The 26,268-nt window shown below is 37.1% G+C and carries 18 protein-coding genes; 7 read left to right on the top strand and 11 right to left on the bottom strand.

All coding sequences use genetic code 11. The features are described 5' to 3' along the window. Positions 1–25: 25 nt before the first annotated feature. Complete coding sequence (locus PXC01_RS07990) at positions 26–3,043, bottom strand: tetratricopeptide repeat protein (protein WP_276471762.1); 3,018 nt, start codon at positions 3,041–3,043, stop codon at positions 26–28. Positions 3,044–3,198: 155 nt separating this feature from the next. Here PXC01_RS07990 and PXC01_RS07985 point away from each other — a divergent pair, with 155 nt between their 5' ends. The 4 genes from PXC01_RS07985 (at position 3,199) to PXC01_RS07970 (ending at position 8,459) form a co-directional block, all read left to right on the top strand. Continuing rightward, positions 3,199–3,882 carry a cell division ATP-binding protein FtsE gene (locus tag PXC01_RS07985; protein ID WP_276471761.1) on the top strand — a complete coding sequence of 228 codons (684 nt, stop codon included), beginning with the start codon at positions 3,199–3,201 and terminating at the stop codon, positions 3,880–3,882. A gap of 64 nt (positions 3,883–3,946) precedes the next feature. Beyond that, a complete protein-coding gene (locus PXC01_RS07980) occupies positions 3,947–5,038 on the top strand; it encodes a HipA domain-containing protein (RefSeq protein WP_276471760.1) in 1,092 nt (363 codons plus the stop codon). Then, the gene (locus tag PXC01_RS07975) at positions 5,035–5,688 is read left to right on the top strand and encodes a hypothetical protein (protein WP_276471759.1); all 654 of its coding nucleotides are present in this window, start codon (positions 5,035–5,037) and stop codon (positions 5,686–5,688) included. The genes PXC01_RS07980 and PXC01_RS07975 overlap by 4 nt, the downstream gene beginning before the upstream one ends. A gap of 143 nt (positions 5,689–5,831) precedes the next feature. Beyond that, positions 5,832–8,459 carry an MGH1-like glycoside hydrolase domain-containing protein gene (locus PXC01_RS07970; RefSeq protein ID WP_276471758.1) on the top strand — a complete coding sequence of 876 codons (2,628 nt, stop codon included), beginning with the start codon at positions 5,832–5,834 and terminating at the stop codon, positions 8,457–8,459. A gap of 10 nt (positions 8,460–8,469) precedes the next feature. Here PXC01_RS07970 and PXC01_RS07965 read toward each other — a convergent pair whose 3' ends face one another. Genes PXC01_RS07965 through PXC01_RS07955 form a run of 3 tightly spaced genes read right to left on the bottom strand, consistent with a single transcriptional unit; the run spans position 8,470 to position 11,677 of the window. Beyond that, the gene (locus PXC01_RS07965; protein WP_276471757.1) at positions 8,470–9,537 is read right to left on the bottom strand and encodes a mandelate racemase/muconate lactonizing enzyme family protein; all 1,068 of its coding nucleotides are present in this window, start codon (positions 9,535–9,537) and stop codon (positions 8,470–8,472) included. Then, positions 9,534–10,607, bottom strand: coding sequence for an N-acetyltransferase DgcN family protein (locus tag PXC01_RS07960; RefSeq protein WP_276471756.1), 1,074 nt, complete (start codon positions 10,605–10,607; stop codon positions 9,534–9,536). Before PXC01_RS07960 ends, PXC01_RS07965 begins: the two co-directional genes overlap by 4 nt. A gap of 8 nt (positions 10,608–10,615) precedes the next feature. After that, positions 10,616–11,677, bottom strand: a complete 1,062-nt coding sequence (locus tag PXC01_RS07955; protein WP_276471755.1) for a pyridoxal-phosphate dependent enzyme — start codon at positions 11,675–11,677, stop codon at positions 10,616–10,618. 267 nt (positions 11,678–11,944) lie between these two features. On the opposite strand from PXC01_RS07955, the gene PXC01_RS07950 reads away from it, so the two are divergent. Together PXC01_RS07950 and PXC01_RS07945 are read left to right on the top strand one after the other, a co-directional pair. Further along, positions 11,945–12,850, top strand: coding sequence for a serine hydrolase (locus PXC01_RS07950; RefSeq protein ID WP_276471754.1), 906 nt, complete (start codon positions 11,945–11,947; stop codon positions 12,848–12,850). A gap of 28 nt (positions 12,851–12,878) precedes the next feature. Beyond that, on the top strand, positions 12,879–15,698 hold the full coding sequence (locus PXC01_RS07945; protein WP_276471753.1) for an Npt1/Npt2 family nucleotide transporter: 2,820 nt from the start codon (positions 12,879–12,881) through the stop codon (positions 15,696–15,698). A gap of 61 nt (positions 15,699–15,759) precedes the next feature. On the opposite strand, the gene PXC01_RS07940 is transcribed toward PXC01_RS07945, so the two are convergent. From PXC01_RS07940 to PXC01_RS07920, 5 genes are all read right to left on the bottom strand, one after another. Beyond that, complete coding sequence (locus PXC01_RS07940) at positions 15,760–18,387, bottom strand: MGH1-like glycoside hydrolase domain-containing protein (RefSeq protein ID WP_276471752.1); 2,628 nt, start codon at positions 18,385–18,387, stop codon at positions 15,760–15,762. A gap of 328 nt (positions 18,388–18,715) precedes the next feature. Beyond that, positions 18,716–19,090, bottom strand: coding sequence for a VOC family protein (locus PXC01_RS07935; protein ID WP_276471751.1), 375 nt, complete (start codon positions 19,088–19,090; stop codon positions 18,716–18,718). A gap of 37 nt (positions 19,091–19,127) precedes the next feature. Continuing rightward, positions 19,128–20,036: an NAD(P)/FAD-dependent oxidoreductase gene (locus PXC01_RS07930; protein ID WP_276471750.1), complete on the bottom strand. Its 909-nt coding sequence runs from the start codon at positions 20,034–20,036 to the stop codon at positions 19,128–19,130. Between the two features lie 294 nt (positions 20,037–20,330). Continuing rightward, the gene (locus PXC01_RS07925; protein WP_276471749.1) at positions 20,331–22,580 is read right to left on the bottom strand and encodes an ATP-binding protein; all 2,250 of its coding nucleotides are present in this window, start codon (positions 22,578–22,580) and stop codon (positions 20,331–20,333) included. A gap of 265 nt (positions 22,581–22,845) precedes the next feature. Next, positions 22,846–23,988, bottom strand: coding sequence for a histidine decarboxylase (locus PXC01_RS07920; protein WP_276471748.1), 1,143 nt, complete (start codon positions 23,986–23,988; stop codon positions 22,846–22,848). 167 nt (positions 23,989–24,155) lie between these two features. Between PXC01_RS07920 and PXC01_RS07915 the strand changes: the two genes are divergently transcribed. After that, positions 24,156–24,614, top strand: a complete 459-nt coding sequence (locus PXC01_RS07915; protein ID WP_276471747.1) for an Lrp/AsnC family transcriptional regulator — start codon at positions 24,156–24,158, stop codon at positions 24,612–24,614. A 283-nt stretch (positions 24,615–24,897) separates the two neighbouring features. Here the strand turns inward: PXC01_RS07915 and PXC01_RS07910 are convergent, their stop codons facing one another. Beyond that, positions 24,898–25,548: a peroxiredoxin-like family protein gene (locus tag PXC01_RS07910; protein WP_276471746.1), complete on the bottom strand. Its 651-nt coding sequence runs from the start codon at positions 25,546–25,548 to the stop codon at positions 24,898–24,900. 121 nt (positions 25,549–25,669) lie between these two features. Further along, the gene (locus PXC01_RS07905) at positions 25,670–26,113 is read right to left on the bottom strand and encodes a hypothetical protein (RefSeq protein ID WP_276471745.1); all 444 of its coding nucleotides are present in this window, start codon (positions 26,111–26,113) and stop codon (positions 25,670–25,672) included. Positions 26,114–26,268 lie beyond the last annotated feature (155 nt).

The raw sequence follows: 26,268 nt of genomic DNA, 5'->3' as shown, positions 1-26,268 counted from the left end.
TCTTTTACTGGTGTACGTGAATTTTTTAATTAGGATCTACAGATGAATTGCTCTTGGCCTCTTTTGACTTTATGATAGCCAGCTCCGCTCTAGCCTCGGCAACAATTTCCGGGTATTGCGTAAAGTTGGTTATTACGCTCTCTAAAATATAGGTTGCTTGGTAGGCATCGTTTAAGGCATAATAGTTTTTAGCCATTAACACCAAACCTTTACCGCCCCATTCCTTGTATGCGGCATAGTCTTTAGCCAATTTTTGGACAGCAATATTAGAATTCTCATATGAACCATCTAAATTCTCAAAGTAGGCATTGTAATACAAAGCTTCTGCAGCTGTTGCGCCTGAGGCTATTTTTAACACCTCTTCATAAGCGGATTTTGCTTTTACCTCATCATTTGTGGCAATGGCCGATCTAGCGATCATAACATGCGCATCGCTCTTTATTCTGTCGTCAATATTTGAAGTCGACAATACCTTATCCGCATATTCCAATGTCTTTGGGTAGTTCTTTTGCTTGTAATAACCTTTCATTAAATTGGAACGTGCAAATGTTCTGTTCTGCTGAATATTCGCCTGACTCTCCAATTTTAACAAATATGGCAATGCAATCTGGTAATCATTTTTAGAGATATAGACCTCGCAAACACGTGTTAATGCCTGTTCTGCATACTCGCTCGTGCTTCTATCCGCCACATATTTATAGTAAGGCAAAGCAGCTTCCTTATCTCCTTTTCCAAAGTATAATTGAGCTAAACTAAAGTTGGCATCTACGGCATGTAAACCTGTTGGGAACTGCTGAATGTAATTCTTATACCCTTTAATAGCGGCATCAACATTACCCTCCAAGTTCTGTTTTTGGGCAGCGTCAAAAGTAGTATTGTCCAATTCCGCATCGGTAACCTCAATAAAATCAAGGCCACGAACCCACTCGGCATATTCGTTCACTCGCCCCATATCCACATACACCAATTTTGCCGTGGCTACCGCTTGAATAGCCTCTTGTGTTTTTGGAAAATCGCGAACAACCGTTTTAAATTTCGCCAAAGCAGCTTCGTTTTTTGCGGCATTATAATTGACCAGTCCCTGTCTCATCAACGCCTGTGGCACCAACGAACTTCCTCTATATTCACTGATCAAACGATCATAGGCGGCAAGACCTTTGCTTTCTTGACCTTGGGCAACATAGGTATTCCCCAATTCAAACAAAGCATCATCTTTAAAACTTGACCTTGGGTATTGACTTACAAACTCCTCTAAATTTTCAATTTTGCTTTCTCCCCTATCCACGTATCCGTAGCTCATTGCTTTTTGGTAGAAGGCATAATCCTTTTCAGGTCCTGTCAATGCCAAAGCTTTATTGTAGGTTTCTATGGCAGGCCAATATTTACTGGTCGCATAATAGCTATCTCCCAAACGTAGGTAACCATCATTTAATTTTTCTACATCTGCATTTCCGTTAGACGTAAATGCGTTGAAATAGGTAATGGCATCATTATAATTTTTCTGCTTAAAATATCCGTAGGCCAAATTATAATCAACATCGGTATACATTTCTGTACTTTGTGCAGACGGGTTGTTCTTAAATGCCGTATACCCTTTTACCGCATCATCAAAACGGTTGGACAAATAATCGGACTCCGCTTTCCAATAATCGGCACGGGACTTGAACAGCATATCTTCCGCACTACCCAATGATTTGGAAAAATTCTCAGAAGCCGCATTATAATCGCCTTCCATAAAAAGCTCAATACCTCTATAATAAGCTACTTTTTGGTATACCGATTTGCTGGCGTAGTTTTTATTCTCCTCCAACAATTGCATGGCACCTTCAAAGTTCTTTGAGGTAATGTATGAATCCACCAATAGGGTCTGCATCTCTTCTTGATGCTCATCTTTAGGGTAGGTCTTCAAGTAATTTGTAATCACCTGCGGAACCGGTTCATAGGCATTACCGACTTCATAACTTAAACGTGCATAATTTAAGAATGCATCTTTCTGAATCTCGGCACTGTAGTCCATTTGCGATGCATTACGAAAGGCGTTCAGAGCTTCCTGCTTTTTATCCAACTTTAAATAACATTCTGCCAAATGGTAATATGCATTTTGCGAAACACTATTAGTACCACCTATAATTTTGTTGAATTGGGCAATGGCATTGGCATAATCACCACCTTTATAATAAGCATAGCCCAAATAGTAATAATCCGTATTGTTCCATTTACCACCTTTACCGTTGTATTCCGTTAAATAAGGTATGGCATTCTCGTATTGCTTAAGGTTAAAATAACTCTCCCCTATGATCTTGTTCAATTCGGACACTTCTCGTCTGTCTGCTTTTGGCAGTTGCTTTTTTGCCAATGCAATGGCCTCGTCAAACTTGCCCAGCTTAAAGTTCATGTCCGCCTGGTAATAACTAAGTTTTTCTTCTAATACATCTTGATCCGTAATTTGATCAAAACGCTGGTTTGCGGTTTCATAGTCATCTTGTTGATAAGAAATATACCCCAAGTAATATTTTGCCTGAGAACCGTATACCGGTGAATTGGCTACCTTCTCCAAGTATTTTTCAGCCTCTTTAGTTTTACGTGATGAAAACAAAGAGTAGCCATAATTAAAATTGAACTTATCCATCTCTCCACGAGAAAGAGAACTTTGGTCAACCTTATTGTACCATTTTAAAGCGTACGGATATTTTCCTGTTTGAAAATAGTACTCCGCCACATCGGCAAAGGCAGAATTACGTTTGGTAGATGTAGGATATTTTTCTACAAAATCTTCCATCAACCTATCGGCACCCATCTGGTTTAAGCGCACTGCCGCGTTGGCAGAATAATAGGCGCTATTGGCAGCGGTCTCCTCATCTTTTGTAGACACTTTTACCTTATCAAAAATGGTCTGTGCCGCTTGGTATTGTTCATTATTGTATAGCGCTAGCGCATCTTGAAAAGCTTTCTGTTCGTGGGTATAGATCTTAGTCTCTTGTGCATTGGCCAAAGTGACCAACCCGAATACCAATGGAATAAAAGCGGTGATTTTTTTAAGCATAGTGTTCTGTTACTATTTAGTAGTACCGTTATCACATGTGATAACGTCAAAAATTGTACCTAAGTATGTGCAATACCCTCTCAAAATAAAAGATTTTAAAAAAGGGTTCTCTAATATCAAATGGAACTTATTACTTTTATGACAACATTTGTGTTATGGAAGAGATTGTTTTAGAACTTAAAGATGCGGCTATCTTTCAAAAAGAGAGCTTGGTACTAAGTGAGGTTAATTTAAAGATTGCAAAAGGAGAGTTTGTATACCTCATTGGTAAGACCGGTAGCGGTAAAAGTAGCTTTATGAAGACCCTGTACGGCGATTTACCTTTGCAAAAAGGCGAAGGGCACGTGGTGGAGTTCAATCTTAAGACGCTAAAGGAAAAGGACATTCCATTTTTACGTAGAAAATTGGGTATTGTTTTTCAAGATTTTAAACTATTGCCAGACCGCAATATTAACCAGAACATGTTCTTTGTTCTGAAAGCGACCGGATGGAAGGATAAAGCCGAGATGGATGCAAGGGTAGCAAACGTACTAGAAAAAGTAGGTATGAAAACCAAGGGCTTTAAATTTCCGCACGAGCTTTCTGGTGGAGAACAACAACGTATTGCCATTGCACGTGCTTTATTGAACGACCCAGAGCTGATCATTGCCGATGAGCCAACCGGAAACCTTGATCCACAAACCAGTGTGGAGGTGATGAAGGTTCTACAGGAAATCAATAAATCCGGGAGAACCATTCTAATGGCCACTCATGATTACGCCTTAATATTAAAATTCCCTTCTAAAACTATCAAGTGCGATGCCAATAAGGTTTTTGAGGTGGTGCAAAGGGCAGTGTAAGCTAAAAGCATTAGTATTATAAGATAATGTATTCTTTTGATGCCTCCAGATTTTAATAATAACAATGCAAAAACTAATTCCTGACTATATTGACATTTCTGAATGGAATAAAATTCCTTACTCTAGTACTGGTGGAACAAGAGCTAAAAATATTTATGTTTTTCCAAAAGATGGTAAAGAATATTTCTTTAAAGGGTCAAAAAAATTAAAAGATGGTAGTTTCAAATATAGAACTGAATTTTGGAGTGAAATAGTATCATCCAAAATTGGACAAATGCTTGGTTTTAATTTACTTGACTATAATATTGGTTTTGATATAAACGATGAACAACAAATTGGATGTCTATCTAAATCAATGGTGGAACATTCAGAAAATAAATTATCAGAAGGAGTCGAGTTCTTAAGAGGCTTTGATTCAAAATACAATCCCAAAATTAATGAAGATAGATATACTTTAGATTTTATAAAAAAAACATTGAATTTTTTTGAATTATCAGAATTCGAGCCACAATTCGTTCAAATGTTGGTATTTGATTTGATAATAGGCAACTCTGATAGACATCAAGAAAATTGGGGGTTTATTTCAAAGTTTAAGGAGGCTATTCAACAAATTGATGATGAAATCGTTACAACCAAAGGGTTTTTAAGTAAAATCAATTTAAAGTTTATTAAATTATTAGCTAAGGGTACTCTAGAACAAAGAGAATTAATGAGACAAAAAAATGTTAGCCCCTCTAAGATTCTCTTAAAAACTCAAAGTAAAATTGTAGAAACAGTTTTTTCTCCAATTTACGACAGTGGATGCTGCCTGGGTAGAGAATTAGAAGATGACAGAATAAAACAAATGCTTAAAAATCCACAAATGATATCAGCTTACATCGATCGCGGACGTTCAGAAGTTCGTTATCTTCAAGGTGGTAAGCCAAAGCATTTTGAATTTATCCAAGAATTACAAAAGGAATATCCAAATGTATTTAAAGATATAATTAAAACTATTAAAACCAATTTCTATAAAGAGAATATAAAAACACTAATATTAGATATAGACCAAAAGTTACCAACTGAACTATCTCATTTTTCTTTACCTGAACACCGCAAATTATTAATGCACAAATTGGTAACTTTACGAACTGAAAAACTATTACAAATAATATGAGTAGGACTGGAAACATATATCTAGTATGGCGTAAAGGTCGAGGGTCCAGAAGAATCCCTGTGGGAGTCATTAAAACTAATGTCACTGAGGGTACTCGTTTTAAATACTTACAAAAAAATTTAATTAAAGCTTCTGAATACGGATTCTTGCCATTTACAGGGTTTCCTGAAACAGACAAGGAATATTCAGAAAATGTCCTAGACATATTATCACAAAGATTAGTGAAATTTGAAAGAAATGACTTATCGGATTTTTATTCTTTTTGGAAAGTTGATTTAAACAAAAGATTTGATCCTTTCTATATGCTAGTACAAACTCAAGGTCTTCTCCCTACCGATAATTTTGAATTTCTAGCTGATTTTAATCCAATTAAAGGACTAAATTTTATTTCTGAAATAGCAGGTCTTACTAAAATTAAAATCCCCGAAACATCAATAAGAATTGGTGATGTATTAGATTTTCAATTAGACTATGGAAATGCATATGACGATTATGCGGTTAAACTTTATAAAGAAAATTTATTTGTAGGTTATGTTAAATTAATACATTCCAGATTGTTTTATAAAGCAAAATATAAGATTCAGATTAAGGTTCATCATATTGAAAAGAAAGAAATATTGCAAAGAGTTTTTATTGATATTTCAATATAACTTTTTGCAATATTGCTTTTACACTAATTGTATTCAACATCTAATAGGTAAATCTAACTTTGTCGTTTTTACAATGTTACTTAAACTAATTTTAAGACTAAAAGTTCAAAATATTTATAATTGACCTTACAGAGTAAACTTCCATGAAAAACCCTGAAAAAATCCGCTTAGCCCAACAACAAAAAGAAGAAAAAGACTGGTTAAAATGGGGACCGTATTTAAGTGAACGCCAATGGGGAACGGTACGTGAAGATTATAGTGCCGGTGGCGATGCCTGGAACTATTTTCCGCATGACCATGCCAGAAGTCGCGCTTTTCGTTGGGGAGAAGATGGTATTGCAGGTATTAGCGACCGCTATTGCAACATGTGTTTTAGCATAGGTTTATGGAACGGTAAAGATCCCATTATAAAAGAACGCCTATTTGGGTTAACGGGTCCGCAAGGTAATCATGGCGAAGATGTAAAAGAGCTGTACTATTATTTAGAGAATACACCGTCTCACTCGTATATGAAGTACTTGTACAAGTATTCGCAGAAGGCGTATCCATACAACCAACTCATAACCGAGAACCAAAAACGGAATCGAAAAGAATTGGAATACGAACTATTGGATACTGGTATTTTTGACGACAACACCTATTTTGATGTCAGTACCGAATATGCAAAGGGAGACGAAACCGATATCCTCATAAAAATCACCATTACCAACAGAGGAAACCAAGCAGCGCCCATAACATTATTACCACAAATGGTTATGCGTAATCATTGGACATTTAAAGAAATGTCCAGAAAGCCTGTTATCACTAAAAAAGGGACCAAAACAAATCCTTTCGTACACATAGACCACCCTTATGTGGGCAGCTACAATCTGTATTTTCAAAAAGCGGCACAGTTGTTCTTTACCGAAAATGAAACCAACAGAAAAAAAGTATATAGCGATACAAACGACCATCCATTTAAAAAAGATTTATTTAATGATGCCGTTTGCAACAATGATTTTGAATTGGCCACAAAAAATAGCTCCGGGACCAAATTTGCACCGCTATACCAAGAAATTATAGGTGGTGGCGAATCTAAAACCTTTCAACTTCGTTTAACAGAAGAAACTCTGGATACACCTTTTTCAGATTTTGATGCCATTTTTAAAGCACGACAAGAAGAATGTGCCCAATTTTATGAAGAAATAGCTCCTAAAGCAACCGAAGACCGAAAGGCGATTTTAAAACAAGCCTTTGCTGGTTTACTATGGACAAAGCAATACTACAATTACGAGGTTGAAAAATGGCTTGAAGGCGATTACAAAACCACCCCACCGCCGGAGCAGCGTAAAAATGGAAGAAATAGCAATTGGAAAACATTGAGAAACCACGATGTACTTTCTATGCCCGATGCTTGGGAATATCCGTGGTACGCAGCGTGGGACTCTGCCTTTCACTGTGCCTCTTTTGCCTCTATAGATCCTGAATTTGCCAAGGATCAATTATTACTGTTCACCAAAGAATGGTATATGGCTCCTAATGGTCAAATTCCCGCATACGAATGGAATTTCAGTGATGTAAATCCGCCAGTACAGGCATGGGCAACATTACAGATTTACGGCACCGATAAGTCCATTACAGGTGTACCCGATATTAAGTTCCTAAAACGCATGTTCAACAAACTTTCGTTGAACTTCAATTGGTGGGTTAATCGTCAAGACAGAAATGACAATAATGTCTTTCAAGGCGGATTTTTAGGTTTGGATAATATTGGGGTCTTTGATCGTAGCCATGGTGTGCCCGGCGGTGGATTCTTGGATCAAGTTGACGGCACCGCTTGGATGGCCCTATATAGTTTAAACATGCTAGAAATAAGTCTTCGTATTGCGGAACATGACGATACCTATGAAGACATGGCGACAAAATATTTTGGGCATTTTGTATTCATAGCAGAAGCCCTGAACAAAATGGATACCGATAAGGCTAATGTTTGGGATGATGTAGAAGGTTTCTTCTATGATAGGTTGACCTTGCCCAATGGGCAATCTACCACCATTAAAGTACGCTCCATTGCAGGTATGTTGTCCTTAGCGGCAGTACTTACCATTAAGAAAAGTGTGTTGGATAAATTCCCTAAGTTTAAGGCCAGTGTTCTTTGGTTTAAAAAGTACCGCGCAGAAAACTTAAAATATGAAGTAATACAGCAATACGAAGCAGATGGTGACCTACTGCTTTCATTGGTACCTAAGGATAGAATGCAAAAACTGGTCACCGCACTTTTAGATGAGAAAGAATTTTTAAGTGAATATGGTATACGATCATTATCTAAAGTACATGAAAAAGCCTATCAAATTCATATTGACGGCATAGAATATTCCATTGATTATGAGCCGGCGGAATCTACCGTACCCTTGTTCGGTGGAAATTCTAACTGGCGCGGACCTATTTGGATGCCCATGAACTATCTGTTCATTCAAGCACTACGGGAATACCAGTGGTATGACGGTAATGACTTCCTTTTTGAATATCCAACCGGAAGCAACAAACTCCTGAACCTTAAACAAGTGAGCGATGAGTTGAGCAAACGCCTGATCCACATGTTCGAGAAAGATGAAAAAGGCAATAGGGCAATCAACAAGAACTACGAAAAATACTACCAAGACCCTCATTTTAAGGACTTAATATTATTCTACGAATATTTTCACGGAGAAAACGGTCGTGGTCTGGGAGCATCTCATCAAACAGGTTGGACAGCCTTAGTTGCCAACCTTATTGAGCAATTGGAAGAATAACAAGATCCTATTACATATCCGACTCAGAGAAACCCAAACCGTGTTTTTCGGTCGGATATAAAATTCCCTTTTCCAATTTAAAAATGGAATGATAGGGATCATCGATTATATCTAAATGACCATCTAAATCGGCATACTTAATATTAGGTCTAGATAGGGCAAAGTGCAAACCTGCGGCAATACCCAGTCCGCACTCATCTATACAACCCACCATAGCATCCAATTTAGCTGCCTTGGCTACGGAATTAATATGCATACCCACCCAAATACCGCCGACTTTCTGTAGCTTGATATTCACCATATCTACCCGTTCATTTTGTGCCAAACGAAATGCATCGGTCAATGTTTTTAGACTTTCATCTGCCATAATAGGCACATTTACCTGATCCATTACTTCGCCCAAGCGTTCTTCAGCCTCCACTTTGGTGGGTTGCTCAAAAATTTCTACCCCAATTGCTGCAGTAGCCTTCACAAATGCAACCGATTCTTTTACAGAATAGCCCTGGTTACCATCAAACCGTAATTCAATATTAGGGTACTTTTCGTGGATCATTCGCATTTTAGCAATATCCTCTTCAAGGTCAGAACCGCCTTTAACCTTTAAAATGCCAAATCCTTGCTTTACAAATTCACTAGCTTGAGCCAAGGTCTCGTCTACACCCATAATACCAATGGTAATACTGGTAGCAATTTGATTGCGATAGCCCCCTAAAAACTTGTATAAAGGCACCTCGGCTTTTTTAGACATGATATCAAATAATGCCAAATCTACCATAGCCAAAGCAGAAGACCTTTTGCCCAATACTTGTTTAAGTTCTAAAAGCAATAACGCGTAGGTAAATGGATCTTTGCCTTTTAAATAGGGTATAATAATGCTATCTATGGCATGTGCAACATCATCAGGAGTTTCATTGGTAACTACAGGATCTGGCGCTGCGCAACCATAACCTATAATTTTACCATCGGTCTCTACTTTTAATATAAAGTTACTGGTACGATCTATAGTCTCATAAGCGATCGTGTAAGGATCGGAGAGTTTTAAATCTAAGCGCTCAAAAGAAATGTTCGTTATTCTCATTTCAATTTTGACATCAAAATGGCTATTAAATCTTCTGCACCGTACTCCAACACATCAAAAGCCGGTAATTTAGTTTCAAGGGTAATTGCTTTGCAAATATCTAGAATTTCACTTTTCTCCATGCCTTCATGATTTACGGTAATGGCTATTACTTCTTTACCCGAAATCACTTGTATGGCTTTGATCTGCTCTTCCAATGAATGCATTTTATATCCCGGAAACCCATCATACTCCAAACGTTTTGGTGCATGTTGCAGAATAACATAGTCCGGTCTACCTGCAGCAAGAATTTCAAATCCGCCCGGGTAAGCAGGATTCATTAAGCTCCCCTGCCCTTCTATGACAATAACATCTGGATCTTCATTCTTGTAGGCACTGACCACGGCATGTTCAATTTCACCCGATACAAAATCATTGATACAACTATCCATCACCATACTATATTTAGCGCCTTGCATCCATCCGGTTTGTCCGGTACCTATCATTTCCGCCTTTTTACCGGCATTCCTAAATGCATGTACCAAAATCCAAGCAGTTGTACGTTTACCTAGGGCAGAATCCGTTCCTAAAACCGCTAATTTTAAACAGTCTACTTTTTCGATATCTCCCGTAAAAAAGTGCAATTGATCACGATCTGGTGTTTTTCTTATATCCCTGATCTTTACATTCTTTTCTTTGGCCAATGCCACCAATGCTGCATCGTTCGTTAAAAAATCATGCAAGCCACTGTCAACGTTCCAGCCTTGTTGCAACGCAGCTTTTATAGTGGCTTTTGCAACTTGTGGCAACCTACCACCATCTGGCGCAAGCCCTATTACCAAATAACTTGGCAAGTTGTTGCTGGCCGTTAATGCTATAATAGCAGCTTCCAGATCTTTAAAAACCGGTATTCCGTTTGGTCTGCCATCTAAAACATCACCGGCATCTCTACCGGCATATTTAGCATCTAGCACACCAACCACTTCATAACGTTCGGTAAAACGAACCAGCCCATGTGCCGTTTTACCGTTAGGCGTATTAAATGCTCCCTCACAATATACCAGTGCCTTACCGTCAATAACTTTTTTCATTTTTATATTTAATTTTTTGCAGTGAGCACCGCCACAAATCGGTCAGGCTCAAAATTCATTTTTTCGTCTAATTCTAAGAGTCCGATCAAACCCGCTGTCGATGCAGGTAAAATTCGGAACCCTTCCTTTTTATGTAAAAGAGAAGTCATCTCCTTTAGTTTTTTGTCGCTTATATTAAAGGCATGCCCTTCAGATTCCTTAAGTGCATACAATGCCTCTTCCCCATCAAAACTGTGCCAGTTGATCAATGGCTCATTGTATTTGGTTTCTTTTATTGCGGCAGGATTAAGATCCTTACAATGATCCAAACCTTGCAAATAGGATTCTACAATAGGGTTCTTATGCGAAGAAGAAGCCGCGATCATTTTAGGAATACGCGAGGTCTTCCCTCTTTTGTAAAGATTTACAAAGCCCCTATAAATACCTGCGAACAACGTTCCGTTAGAAACGGGTACCGCACAGTATTTTGGGGCGTCGCCCAAATCTTCAAAAATCTCTTGTGCGATCTGCGCATAGGCAGAAATCTGTAGCGGCGTATTGGCACCGCCCGGGTTTGCGTCATACCAGCCATGTTCTGCCGCCAACCTTGAGCTTTCCGTAACCACATCTTCATAACTACCGGGTATACGAATAATCTCTGCGCCTAGGCTTTCCATTTCAATCACTCGATCGGTATGGTAACTTTCCGGTATATAAATCTTACAAGCTACACCCGCCAAATCTGATGCCAACGCCATTGCCACACCGTAGTTACCGCAGGTAGCCAAGCTTACCACGCTAAACTCGCGACGTAGCGCATCATACAATTGTGCAAAAGCAATACGGTCTTTTTGGGTTCCGGTAGGGTTATCACCTTCGTATTTTAAATAAAGCTGACGAACATCGAACTCACGTTCTAAAGTCTTGGCACGGTGCAGACCGGTATCGCCTACTTCCAAACTTATAATATCTTCAAAGCACTCTAAGCGATCCACCAAAGATTTACCCTTATCCTTGACCAAATCACTAAGCCTTCGTGCCTCTGTAGACACCTTGTTCTCAGCCGTTTTTACGCCATCTTTAAGATTCATAAGTCTGTATAAATTCCATTTTTTAAGATACAGTTATTTTATTGAAATTAGATATAAATTTTTAACCCATTTGCCCTTCAAAAAAAGGGACGCATAGGTACTATTTAATCCGAAATTATTTTAAAAATTAACACCCTATTTTATGCGATATATGTCTTTATATTGATTTTACGGTGATTTTAAAAAATGCACTAACCAAAAAAATTAACATATGGCCAATGAGTGCTTTACCTAATTTTGACTACATTTTCAAATAAGCGAACGTCAATGAGATCAACCCCTGTAATTTTTCTTTTTTTCCTTCTATGCTGTGCCGCAGTACAAGCACAAAATGAGCTACCACTTCGTATGGACAATTCGAAGATCAAACCCCTGCAAAAATTGTTGGATAGTTCTCTGCAAACCAATTTAAGGGATGAACTGGCTTCTCACCAAGAATGGAACGATCTAATCGTGCAAAAGAAAATGGCAGTTGGACTAGTTGATTTGAGCAATCCGGAAAAGGTGAGATTTGCAAGGGTCAACGGCAACCATATGATGTATGCTGCCAGCCTGCCTAAAATTGCCATTCTATTGGCGGCCATGGTTGCTATTGAAAAAGGCGAACTAAAGGAAACTGCAGAAGTAAAGAAAGATATGCGTTTAATGATCAGTAAATCTGACAATGCCGCATCTACCAGAATGATCGATCGTGTGGGGTATGAAAAATTAGAATCGGTGATGTGTGATCCCAAGTATGCCTTTTATGATGAACAAAAAGGAGGCGGTCTTTGGGTAGGCAAACGTTACGGCAGTGGTGGTGAAACTAACAGAGAGCCCTTAAAAAATCTGAGTCACGCCGCATCTGTAACCCAAGTATGTAGATATTACTATCTATTGGCGAACGGTAAGTTGGTCAATGAAAAACGATCCAAGCAAATGCTAGATATTATGGAAGACCCGGAACTGCACCATAAGTTTGTAAATACGCTGGATAAGATCGCTCCCAATGCCAGGTTGTTCAGAAAATCGGGCTCTTGGCGTACCTATCATTCCGATTCCATATTGGTTTGGGGCGAAGACAGCAATAGAAGATACATTCTGGTTGCGTTGATAGATGATGCCAATGGAGAACAAATAATCAGAGATTTAGTAAAACCAATTGAAAAGGTGTTAAAAAAGCCAGTACTTTAGGTCTTGGAATACAGATGCCCATTTCTTGATGGTAGAAAGACTGATTAAAAAAATATTCGATGTACGTGAAGGCGAGTTTAAAGTATCTCTTTGGATGCTCGCCTACATTTTTTTGGTCATAGCCGTATTACTGATCATAAAACCTACGGTAAACGCTCTTTTTCTTTCTGAACTAGGTGTTGAACAATTGCCTTTTGCCTTTTTATTGGTTGCCGTTACGGCGGTAGCCACCTCCTATTTTTACTCAAAGGCGGTATCAAAATACCCGCTTAAAAAAGTAATTGAGATTACCCTGATCAGTTCCATTATTATCATGATCGGTTTAGGCATTCTATTGTCATTTGAGGTAGTGAGTGGCGTTCTGTTGTATTTCTTCTACATCTGGGTAGCCATTTATGCCGTTTTATCCGCCTCTCAGTTTTGGGTATTGGCAAATTTGGTGTTCAATATTCGTGAGGCTAAAAGACTGTTTGGCTTTATAGGATCGGGAGCCATTATTGGTGGAATTTTTGGTGGATACTTAACTTCTATTCTAGCCCCTATAATCGGCAATGAAAACTTAATGTTCGTAGCCGCCCTGCTTCTATTTTTTTGCATTCCCCTTCTGCGAAATATTTGGAACATCCGCGTTAAAAAAAATGGTAGTGTAAAAAAACATAAATCTGCGACCAACCTTAGTGAACCGCCTTTAAAACTCATACTAAAATCCAAACATCTCACCTATATTGCCAGCATTGTAGCCGTGAGTGTCGTAGTCGCTAAATTGGTAGATTATTTGTTCAGTGATTTTGCGTCGTCGTCTTTTACGGATGCCGATGAGCTTACCGCATTTTTTGCTTTTTGGTTTTCTACGTTTAATCTACTTTCACTAATAATTCAGCTATTTTTCACCCATAGAATTGTGGGCATTTGGGGTGTAGGGTTTTCACTCTTATTATTACCCATTGGTATATTTGGTGGTAGTATTTTGTTTTTAATGCTTCCTGAACTTTCTGCCGTTGTAGTCATTAAAGCGATGGATGGCGTATTGAAACAATCCATACACAAAAGTGCCTCTGAACTGTTGACCTTGCCCTTACCTTTTGAGCTAAAAAACAAGACCAAATCATTTATTGATGTGGTAGTGGATAGTTTGGCTACAGGAATTGCCGGATGCCTTTTAATATTCGTTGTACGTGGGCTTGACCTACCCTCTTTTTACATTGGCATCCTTATTATTGCCTTGGTATGTCTTTGGCTCTATTTTATTTATAAAGTACGTATTGAATATTACAAAACGTTTAGAAACAATTTAGAAGTACTGACCGACTCTTATAAGAAAACCAAGAAGGTCACGGACACCAAAGTATCTGTAGTTGCAGGCATGCGCACCGTTTTTAAGAAAGGTACAGAAGAGCAAATTCTATTTATGTTGGATAAATTGATGGAAATCAATGACAAGAGATTCGCAGATGATGTAGAGTTGCTGTTAGAGCACCCAAGTAATAAAGTGAAGTTATCGGCTATACAGAATCTATACTTTTTAAATTCTAAAAGTATGACGGCAGAGGTGTCCGAATTATTGAAAATAGAGGACCGTGAATTGACCATTGCCACTTTGGCCTATATTCTAAGTTTTGCCCATAAAGACAAATCTTTCATATTTGATGCGTATCTAGAACACTCAAACGAGCGTATTGCGACCGCTGCTCTATATTGCTTGGCTAGAGCGGCAAAAAACAACTATTCCTTAAAACAGCGCTACTCACTATTGGACCGTATTTCTTTGGCACTGAAAACCATAGCATCTGACCAAAAAGACCTGTCATACGTGGCATCTGTAATTGAAATATTGGGAGTAGCCAACCTGCCCATTTTCCACAACAGGTTGGTTGCATTTTTACAGCATGAAAATGAAGAAATCGTGAAAACCACCATAAAGGCTATAGGTACGGCAACCGATCCAGAAATGGTACAGCACATTATTCCCTTTTTGGCAGAAAAGGCATTTAGACCAACAGTTCTGGAAGCCTTTAATGTATATGGTCAGCAAATTTTGCCTATACTGAAGAACCATGTTGCCGAGCGCCGGCAACCTTTATCGGTATTACGATTTATACCGGCCGCAATGCAATCTTTCCATTCCAAGGAGGCCGTACATCAATTATTAGGCATTTTAAACCATGAAGACCTTACGGTTCGTTTAGAAGTAGTGAGGGCATTAAGTGCTATACGGGCAACGCACCCGCAATTAAAATTTAATAAGTACAAGGTGGTATCGGTCATTTTTGATGAATGCAAACTGCATCACCAAACCTTATCCGCCATGCACACGCAAATCATTATTTCATATCGAAATAGAAATAAATCCAAAAAGGAAATTGGTGATGCAGAAAGAGATGCGCGCACTAGTCTTTTAGAGCTATTGGAACGCAGACTGGATTCTGGATTAGAACGGATTTTTAAACTTTTGGGATTACGTTATCAACAAAAAGATGTAGCTATTGCCTATGAAGGTTTACTGAGTCAGAAACAAGAAGCGCAACATAATGCCATAGAGTTTTTGGACAATCTTTTAACCGGTGAGCTAAAACGTAGATTGCTACCCATCATTGAGGAATCTGCCCTGGATATTTCTTCTGAAGAGGAGCTTCAAAAAATCAAACATAAAATACCAACGGAATTAGAATGTTTTAAACTTCTTTTACAGGGCAATGACCTTAAGATCAAACTTGCCGTATTGTATCTTATTGCACAACAAAAAGAACCAAGATATCTACATATAGTAGCTCACTATCTTGATGACCCGGACCCTAAAATTAAGAGTTTTGCGCAAGGCGCACATCAATCTATTACTTCGGTCGGTTGACCTTTAACAACACAAAAGGGGCATTTAAATGCCCCTTTTGTGAATTTAACTATACTGAAAATCAACTATTTTGCTCCAGCTCCATAATTAAGTTGGCAATTAATGCTGTCCAACCTGTTTGGTGCGATGCTCCAAGACCTTTGCCAGAGTCGCCATCAAAGAACTCATAAAAGAAATGCTCGTTCTTAAAATGCTCATTCTTGGAGAATAATTGCTGTTCATCTTCTGAGTGGTAGACAAATTTTCCGTTCTCATTGGGCTCAAATAATTTAATAAGCCTTTTAGAAATCTCATTGGCAATCTCGTTCAAGTTCAGTTTTACTCCAGAACCCGTTGGAAATTCGTATAGATATTGTTTACCGTAATAAGAATAATATTTACGAAGCGATTGAATGATCATGTAATTCAAAGGCAACCAAATTGGCCCACGCCAATTAGAATTACCACCGAACATGTTAGATTGACTTTCCCCAGATTCGTATGAAATTTGATGATGTCCGTTGTGTTGGAAAACGTAGGGATGCTCTTCATGATATTTTGAAAGTGATCGTATACCGTAATCAGATAAGAATTCATTCTCATCCAATAAACGAAACAATAACTTCTCTAATCTAAACCCACGCATAATGGAGAACAGATAATTACCATCAGAGTTGAACTCTTCAATATTAGAAATTAAGGAAGCTAGATCAGGTCTTGTCCTAACTATTTCTGCCGCCCTAACTTTAAAATGCTTAAGCTCATCGAACAAATCTTTATGAATGATCTCTACCGCAAACATTGGTATGATCCCAACCAAAGATCTTACTTTTAGGCGATCCGTTTTTCCGTTGGCCATTTCTACAACATCATAATAGAAATTATCCTCGTCATCCCATAGTGAAATATCTTTTTGACCAATGTGGTGCATTGCCCAAGCAATATTCAAAAAGTGTCTAAAGAATTTAGCGACACTGTCCTCATAATTTGGGTTTATGGTCGCCATCTCCAATGACATACGCAACATGTTCAAGGTAAACATCGCCATCCAGCTGGTAGCATCTGCCTGTTGCATACGTGTAATACCTTCCGGCATGTGGTTACGATCAAAAACACCAATATTATCCAGCCCTAAGAAACCACCTTCAAAAAGGTTGGTTCCGCTTTTATCTTTTTGGTTGACCCACCACGTAAAATTGACCAATAGCTTTTGATATGCCTTTTCCAGAAAATTAAAATCACCCTTACCGGTTCGTTTTTTATCCTTTTCATACACCGTCCAGACGGCCCAAGAATGCACCGGTGGGTTTACATCGCTAAAATTCCATTCATAAGCGGGAATTTGTCCGTTAGGGTGCATGTAACTTTCTTTTAGCACCAAAAGCAGTTGTTCCTTTGCAAAATAGGGGTCTATTTCAACAAATGACGCCATGTGAAAAGCAAGGTCCCATGCAGCATACCAAGGATATTCCCATTTATCCGGCATTGAAATAACGTGCCTATTCGTCAAATGTTCCCATTGCTTATTACGAGAATCAATTCTATATGGCTTAGATTCTTCTGGCCCACCAAAGAGCCACTTATATACATCGTAGTAATAAAACTGCTTTGTCCAAAGTAATCCTGAAAAAGCCTTTTTTGCAATTTCCTGTTGCTGCGCAGGTAATTCTTTATTTAATATATTACCATAGAACTCTTCGCATTCTTGAATTCTCTTTTCAAAAATAGCATCGTAGCCGCCCCAAGGGTCGTCAAGTTTTTTCTTACTAAGGCGTACCTTGATTGTTTTTTCCTCCCCGGATTTCAATCTTAATTTATGCCAAACGGCAAATTTAGATCCTTTCTTATCCGGATTTATTGTTGGCTGCCCGTCTACTACGTAATTATTGATACCGTCCTTTACATATTCTACCTCATTGGGCACCCCATAGATACGTTGGTTGTTGGTTTCGTTCTCACAGAAAAGTTGCTCACCATCCTCATGATAGAAATAGTAACGCCCATTTCGTGTGCTACGGGATAGTACGGCACCATCTGAAATTGTTTTCATTTCAGGACGCTCAAACCTATTATTATGTTTCCAGAAATTACGGAACCATAAATGTGGTAAAACATGAATATTTGCAGCTCTTGGTCCTCTATTAATGACCGTAACCTTCATTAAAATATCGCCAACATCTTCTTTGGCATATTCAATAAAACAGTCAAAATATGTATTGTTCGCAAAAGCCTTGGTGTCTAAAATTTCAAATTCCGCTTCCTTACGATTTCTACTCTTATTCTTTTTTACCAGTTCTGAATAGGGAAACTTTTTATGCGGATACTTATATAAATATTTGGCATATGAGTGCGTGGGTGTAGAAACCTGATGAAAATATAGCTCCTTAACATCTTCACCATGGTTACCTTCATCATTGGTAAGACCAAATAAACGTTCTTTTAGAATGGCATCTTTACCGTTCCAAAAGGCAGGTGCCAAACATAGGATTTCTCTAGAATCACAAAAGCCACCAATACCTTCTTCTCCCCATCTATACGCATTACTTCTGGCTTTGTCATGACCTACAAAGCTCCAGGCATGACCCTCTGGGCTGTAATCTTCCCTTACCGTTCCCCATTGACGCTCAGCCAAATAAGGACCCCATCTTTTCCAGTTTTTATAATTATCCTCAACGGCTAATCTTTCTTCCTCTGCATTTTTATGGATCATAAAGTCTTTTTCAATTATTCATTTTTATTCAACTTCAAGTACCCAAGGGCAATCTAAAAAGTTTTACAAATGTAATATTCAACTTGAATATCATGTTAAAAATACTATTTGTAATAGTATAAGAATGATTAACGTTGACATCAATTGAATAGTATTACCTAATTGATACAATTAAAACAATATGACTGTTAACTTTCTAAATTTAACGTAGTTAAACTAGCAACATCGTAATTTAGAATTATGAAATCATGTGTACACGATATGACTACACAATAAAATGAAAGAATAAAATATGCCGATTACGAATTAATTAAAAATCTTATAATTTTTAAATTCGCCAAGGCGGATTCAACCTATTTTCGCCTGCATAATATAAAATAAGTTGATTACCGTCAAGATCCTTTAATCTTACCTCTCTCCAAAGCCATCTTTCGTCTCTAGGTTCTTGATCAAATTGCACGCCTTTATTCTGCAATGCCGCTACTTGCGCATCTAAATCTTCACATTCAAAATAAACATAGATACCATCACCTTCCGGTAATTTCTCTACCAGGTGTATGGAAAAAGTAGACATACCATTGGGGCACTCAAATCTTGCATAGTAAGGCAATGATCGTACAATTAACCTAAACCCTAAGGTTTCATAAAAAGCTATAGCTTTCTCCACATCTAAAGAAGGAACCGTAATTTGATTTAAGTTCATGACTGCAAGATAAAATTATCCTTTAATACCTAAGGCATTAAAATTTCTCCTTGACCAATTCCATATTAATAACGGCACCGACCATAGTACCGGATGCTACCGAGTTTGCCAATGAACGCATTTTTATACAATTATCGCCACAGGCGTACACTCCTTCAATTGTAGTCTTGTACATACTATCTACCTGAATATAACCTTCATCACTTAATTCGCAACCTAATAAAACCGGTATATCGCTATGTTGATCAAAAGGCAAAGCAGCGTAAAGGGCAGTATAATTCTCTTTGCTTCCGTCATCAAAAACAACATTTTTTACATGTCCGTTGTCATGTACTACCTCAACAATTTTCTTTTCTAAAATATCGATATTATGCGTTTTTAATTTACTTGATTGTTCCGTTGAAAACGAAGCAGGGCCATTGCTCAGAATACGAATATCCTTGGTAAGGTTATTTACCATTGGCGCTAAATGGTAAGCACGTTCGCCATTCGCAATAATGCCAGTTTTCTCATTTCTAATCTCATACCCGTGACAATATGGACAATGAACAACAGAAATACCCCAGCATTCAGCAAAACCCTTAATGGAGGGCATTAAATCTTTTATACCGGTTGCAAAAACCAATTTCCCGGAGGTATATGTTGCCCCCATTTGGGTACCAATTGAAAAAATACCTTCCTTTTTAAATCCGCTAATTGCTTTCTCATCCACAAAAGTTACGGTCTTATATGCTAAAACCTGAGACTTTGCTATTTCGCTGATTTCTTTAGGCGTTTTACCATCTTGTGTTAAAAAGTTATGTGAATGTGGGGTTTGCCTATTGCAAGGTTTACCGCTATCAATTATTAAAACGCTTCTTAAAGATCTACCCAAGGACATAGCCGCTGCCAAACCGGCGTAGCTGCCACCCAATATAATTACATCAAAATTGTTCGCTTTATGCATATTCCTGTATTAAAAATGATTTAATATGAAAATTATCTTTGATCTGCATTTTCATGTAAAAAATGAATTGACAAATTCTACACTAATGCAACATAGTTGCAATAATAGAATTTTTCAAATTAAAATGACCTCGCTTTGTGCAATACTTCATTAATTTCTTGATTGAAGAAGATTAAGATCAAGGCATACTTTCGTAGACTTAAAAATTACCAATGACCCAAAAAAGTGCCTAAACCAATTTTTAAAACTTATGATTACTAAATGTATACAGAAGAACAGTAAAAATATAAAGGCTTAGTTGACAGGTAAATAAATTACAAATGTAGACCCTTGGTCTTTTTTACCAATAGCATAAATATACCCGTTGTGTTTTTCAACTATCTTTTTACAAATGGACAGACCGATACCCGTACCAGAATATTCATTTTTTGAATGTAGTCTTTGAAAAACTTCAAATATATTACTTGCAAACTCCGGATCAAATCCGATACCATTATCCGTGAATGATATTTTAGAATAATACTCTGAAGTTTTACTAAAGTTTTCTTTGATCTCGGCACCACGCATTGTTTTAGAAACAATATGAATTTTGGGTGCAGTATCCGCTTTTCTATATTTTATGGAATTACTTATAAGATTAGTACATAACTGCTCTATCTTAAAAGGTATACCCAATATTACGGGTAGATTTTCATAAACAATTTCGGTATTGGTATCTTTAATAAGTTGAGACAATTCTTCTTCAACTTTAGCAATAGCATCGCCCAAAGAAATTTTTTCGAATTTTGAATTGACCTTATCAATTCTTGAATACGAAAGTAAGTTTTGTATTAATTCACGCATTCTAAAAGTGGCAGCCTTAATTTTATTGAAATATCCATGAACACCATTTGGCAAAGTATTTTCGGCCTCGGCTTCATCTTCTATACGTGATATAAACATTTGAATTTTACGCAAAGGCTCTTGCAGATCGTGACTAGCGACCCTATTAAAGGATTCCAGCTCCTCGTTGCTCAACTTTAATTTTTCGTAACTTTCAATTAACGCCCGATCCTTTTCTACACGGCCGGTAATATCCTGAACAATACCTACAGATACGGGCCTATTATCAATTTCAACATACTTCCCTTTTAAATCTAAATACTTTACCGCATTGGTTGTAGTAAATACCCGATAGGTAAAAACCGTAGACGCACCTTTTTCTATATCATTAATGCTTAAAGATTCAAATATGGCCTCATCATCTGGATGTACGTATTTTTTATACGCATTAAAGGTAACGTCAAAACTGTTGGGCTCAACCCCTAATATTCTATAGAAATTATCGGAAACGGTAGCGCTACCGTCATCTAAATACCAAATAAAACTACCTACACCCGCTACATTTTCAGCTTCCTTGAAAATTGTATTCTGAAGGCTTAGATCTTCATTGAGTTTTTGAAGGTTCTTTTCTGCTTCTTTAACCTTGGTAGTATCCCAAGCTGTGTTCGTTATACCGTTAGCAGATTTAACTATGGTGTTGTATATGTATTTTTTTTGCCCTTCAAAAGTATAGATGCTCTCATGTTCTTGGTTATCACCGCTTATGTAACACTTTTTCATTAAAGCAAAAAGTCCGTTATCCAAAACCATTGGGTACATCTCTAAAAGTGAGCCCCCTATGATATCATCTTGCTCTGAACCCGTTACTTTTTCAATGGCATTTGAAGTATATCTAAATTGAAAATCGATTATATTATTATTGACATCTTTAACCGGTTCAAAATGACTGATGACATTATTAGAGCTTTTATACACACCCTTTAAAAACTCTTCTGTTTCTTGTAATTTCTTGTTCTGAAGATGAACCTGGTTATTTACTTCCTGAATTTCACCTTTTTGCTTGTAGATACTTACAAAACCGATCAAGAATATACCAAAGGCCGTTAGCGCTACCAATAATGATGACATTGGTGTTAAAAATGATTGTGAGGTATACTCTTCTTTACGGGCCACCATTAAATAATTCTCTTCGGCCAGCATCCTATCCTTTATTACTTGAGATTCTGCCACTATTCTAGAAATACGCTGGTTTCGTTTGTAGGGCTGTTTTGAAAAATTGATTACAACACTATCCTTTGGCACCAAGCTATCTATTGCACCAATACTATCAACGCTAATTGTTGTATCTATTTCAATCTTTATTTTATCATGCAACAATTGTAAAGCCTTTACACGTTCTTGCTGAGCATCATTATCTTGGGTAAGATTTTTTAACCTAAGCAATGACTGCCCCATTTCCGTAACGGTAATGGCAGAAAGATTACTTTCTTCCTGTTCAAAAAGTTTTTTAAGCTGAATAGTTTCTACCTCTAAAAATTTGGCGGAAACCTCTACAATAGCACGCTGAACTTCAAGTGTATGCGAAACCAGGTCACCCGTTTTATGGAGTCTATTTACCTGCTTGTAACCCACACTAACGGTATAAAGTAATAAGGCCATAGCCAGAATCAAAAGAATTACATAGGTTTTTGCAGAACCTATAAGCAATTTTATCTTGATCATGATCCGACTAAAAAAAAGACTTTTCATTTACAGCAACAGGTTAAATAAGTTTTACCGATCCTTAAAATTTCAAGGATTGAATATACCTCATTTTATGTTCAACATATTGTTTAAAGTAAAGAAATATTCCAGAATACTTTTTAAAGTTAACATTTGCAGAAATTTAAGTTCCAATTTTTTTAATGTCCAAATCCGACGTATCAAAAAAAAGGTCCCACCTCGAATTGTAACGAAATGGAACCTAACTTTTACTTAAAAATTTCTACTAGTCATGTAGTGCCAAATAATGGCCATCATTGATCTTCGACTTTTGCTGTTCACTTACAATATCTTTTATAAACTCATCTATTTGCTCTTTGGTAACATTGGGCATACAGATCACATGCGTAATATCATCCGTAGCCAATTGCCACTTCTTTTTAATAGCATCTGATACTTTTGGTAATACTACGGTAATCGCCCCTTCGTTCATCCAAGCGTTGATTCCTATTTTTATCAATTCTTGCTTGCAATACTTTGCGGTCTCCAAACTATGACGGTAACGGGCCTCTAAGCCTTTAACTCCCATTTTCTTGATGGCATACCATAAAAACAGAGGACTGTGGCCATTTCTTGATCCGGTAATCGTTGTATCCAATGAACCAATATAAGATATTCCCCGAGCTATACGGTCCCTTAACGATCGCTTGGCTATAATGACACCAGATGGGAATGGCGAACCTATAAACTTGTGGCCACTGATGGAGATACTATCGGCGCCATCTTGAAAATCAAAAGGAATACGCGGCTCAATAAATTGACCATAAGACCCGGCTAAAGCGGCATCGCAATGTATGTAGTGATTTTGAATCGCCAACTTCTTCAATATTCTTTTTACCTCAGAAACATCATCCTTTGCCTCTGTCATTGTAGTTCCAAAGGTGGTCAATATAATAGCTGGCTTATCTCTATTTAATTGAAGGGTATTCTCCAAATCCTCATAATCTAACTCTCCATTCTCTTGCGCTCTAATGGTAATACTGGGCAAGTTCAACAAATGAATGTTCTTTTTAACACTGTAGTGCGTAGATTCTGAAAAATAGACCATTGCCTTTGGATGGGATTCCCTGGCCAAATAAAGACCGTATAGATTACTTTCAGAACCACCATTGGTTACATAGCCCCAAAAATCGTTTGGATCCGCTCTATACAATTTTGCAAAGAAATCAACCACTTCCCGTTCCATTTCATGAGTTTGAACCTTATAGGTATTATCCTCATAAGGATCACCTACATTATTAATGGGGTGTTTTAAAAATTCGTACAATCTTGAATAATCAAAATCCTTTGCTACCGGGTAACCTATAACTCTATCTTTCTCTTGAATTAATTTGGTTAACAGCTCATCTATCTGTTGTTCGTTATTCATGGTCGTTAAATTTCTATTCGTATTATAATACTGTAAAATTACAATTACTAATAAAATATTACTACATATAAAACAAATGCGGAATATGAAACTATTTTTATTAAAATAACAGTTTAAAATAACTAAATTCACCAAAAAGAATTTGAATACTAGAAAAATAAACTGGCATGGATACTATAGATGGTAAAATATTAATGCAGCTTCAAGAAAATGCAAAGCAAAACACCAAAGAAATTGCTTCTAAAGTAGGGTTAAGTGTTACCCCTACTTATGAAAGAATAAGAAAACTGGAACAGCAACAAATTATTAAGGCCTATGTTGCGCTATTGGATAGAACCAAAATAGAAAAGAAATTAATAGCCTACTGCCAAGTAACCTTGTCCAAACAACAGAAGAAATTAGCGGACAGCTTTAAAGAACAAATATTGCTGCTCCCCGATATAATGGAATGTCATCAAGTATCAGGTAACTTTGATTACTTATTGAAAATTGCGTTAGATGATATAGCGGCGTTCCATGAATTTATTAATGAAAAACTATCAATCATCGACGGAATTTCAACTATACACAGTTCGTTCGTTTTAAACTCAGTGAAAGATAGTACCGGTTATCATTTAGACTATTAAAATTTAGTAATTCGCCTTTAAGTACCAAGCTAGCAGCGGTCTTACCATTTTTTTTAAAATGTAAACGTATATCCTGTAGTAAGTGGAAAATACCGCTGATTCAACATCTAGCATTCAAGTATGTATGAAAGTGTATGCAGGCGCTTTTCGTATTTAGGCGTTTCATCCATTGAAGTAAATTACCTCTAGGTTCTTAAGTATTTGAAATACTGAACATCAGCAAATATTGTAGATTGCATTTGTATTTAATGCATACAAAATGATCCTATTACCTTTTCACTACCTAAGACAGCTTCTTTAATTCCGCTATAATCTCTTCTGGCTCTGAACGTGTTCTATAATCCACATTAACATAACTCCATTTAACAAGACCATCTTTTCCTAAAATAAATGTAGCCGGTATGGGCAGAATATTTCCATTACCATTATTTATGGTTTCTAGATCTAACCTACGATCTATCCGCATATGATCCAACAAAAACTCAGGTACATCCCAAGCTACCCCGTATTCGGCAGCTACTTTTGCATTTTGATCGGACAATACTATAAAATCCATTTCATTGATTTCACTTTTTGTCAAGGAGCCATCTGGTACTTGCGGACTTATAGCTACCAACGTAGCACTTAAAGCTTGTATTTCGGTCAATCTAGCCTGTAGCGCCCTCAATTGCAAATTGCAATATGGACACCAATCTCCGCGATAAAATGTAACCACTACCGCGCCTTGTTTTCTTAAATCGCTCAAAGATATTGTTTCTCCCACAGCATTGGGCAGCTCAAAATCAGGGGCTTTTTGCCCAATCTTTACCGCATTAGCGCCTTTTTCAAAGGATTTTGCTTCCGCTATTACTTCATCTACACCCTTCATGAATTCAGGTTTTGCCAATCTGCCAGAAGCAATTTTAGCATCGGTTTGTTCTTTTAAGCTTTTCATGATTTAAGTTTACTTGATATGAACAGTAAAGGTATTAATAGCCAGAGTTGGCAAAGAACTTTTGCTATTAATTTAACATAAGATTGTTAGTTGTTTTTTCCTGAATTTAAACACCGCCCAATTACACATTATTAGGATTTTCAATGTCTTCGTCATTACATTCAATTTTTAAAATCCAACGACCATATTTAGAGAACTCTATATAAATTACATCACCCACATTTACTTTTTCAAAATCTTTTTTCAACAGACCATATTTATCAATATCCGGGTTCTGTTCAAATTCTATTTCATAATGATAGAAGTTATCCAAATCTCTTCTTTTGTATTTTACTTTTAGCTCGGTAGGAAATTTAATTTTCGCATCTAAATCTTTCTCAGTTGGGCTTTTATAAAAGAAACGTAAGTATGGAATAAATGAAATAGCAAAAAAGAAACAAGCTAAAAATTCAATAAATCCAAAGCCTGGTTGTTTTAATAACCCTATAGCAATAACACCTAAAATTATATTAGCAATAAACCATGCCACATTAGATTTTTTGCTCTTAGAGGGAATAATTTTCAAGTCTTCTTCCGTAAATGGAGCTTCTAATTTTTAAACTGATTCAATTTTTGATGAAATGATTTGTAGTGGTTTTATTAGTATATATTAACCTCTTTTAAGCTTAAAGATTATATTATTTGAAAATTTGTTTTTTGTGGTACGGCTACGTGTAGTGA

This window comes from Maribacter huludaoensis, from assembly GCF_029350945.1.
In the GTDB taxonomy this organism is placed as follows: domain Bacteria; phylum Bacteroidota; class Bacteroidia; order Flavobacteriales; family Flavobacteriaceae; genus Maribacter; species Maribacter huludaoensis.
This window is presented reverse-complemented; position numbering and strand designations above follow the sequence as displayed.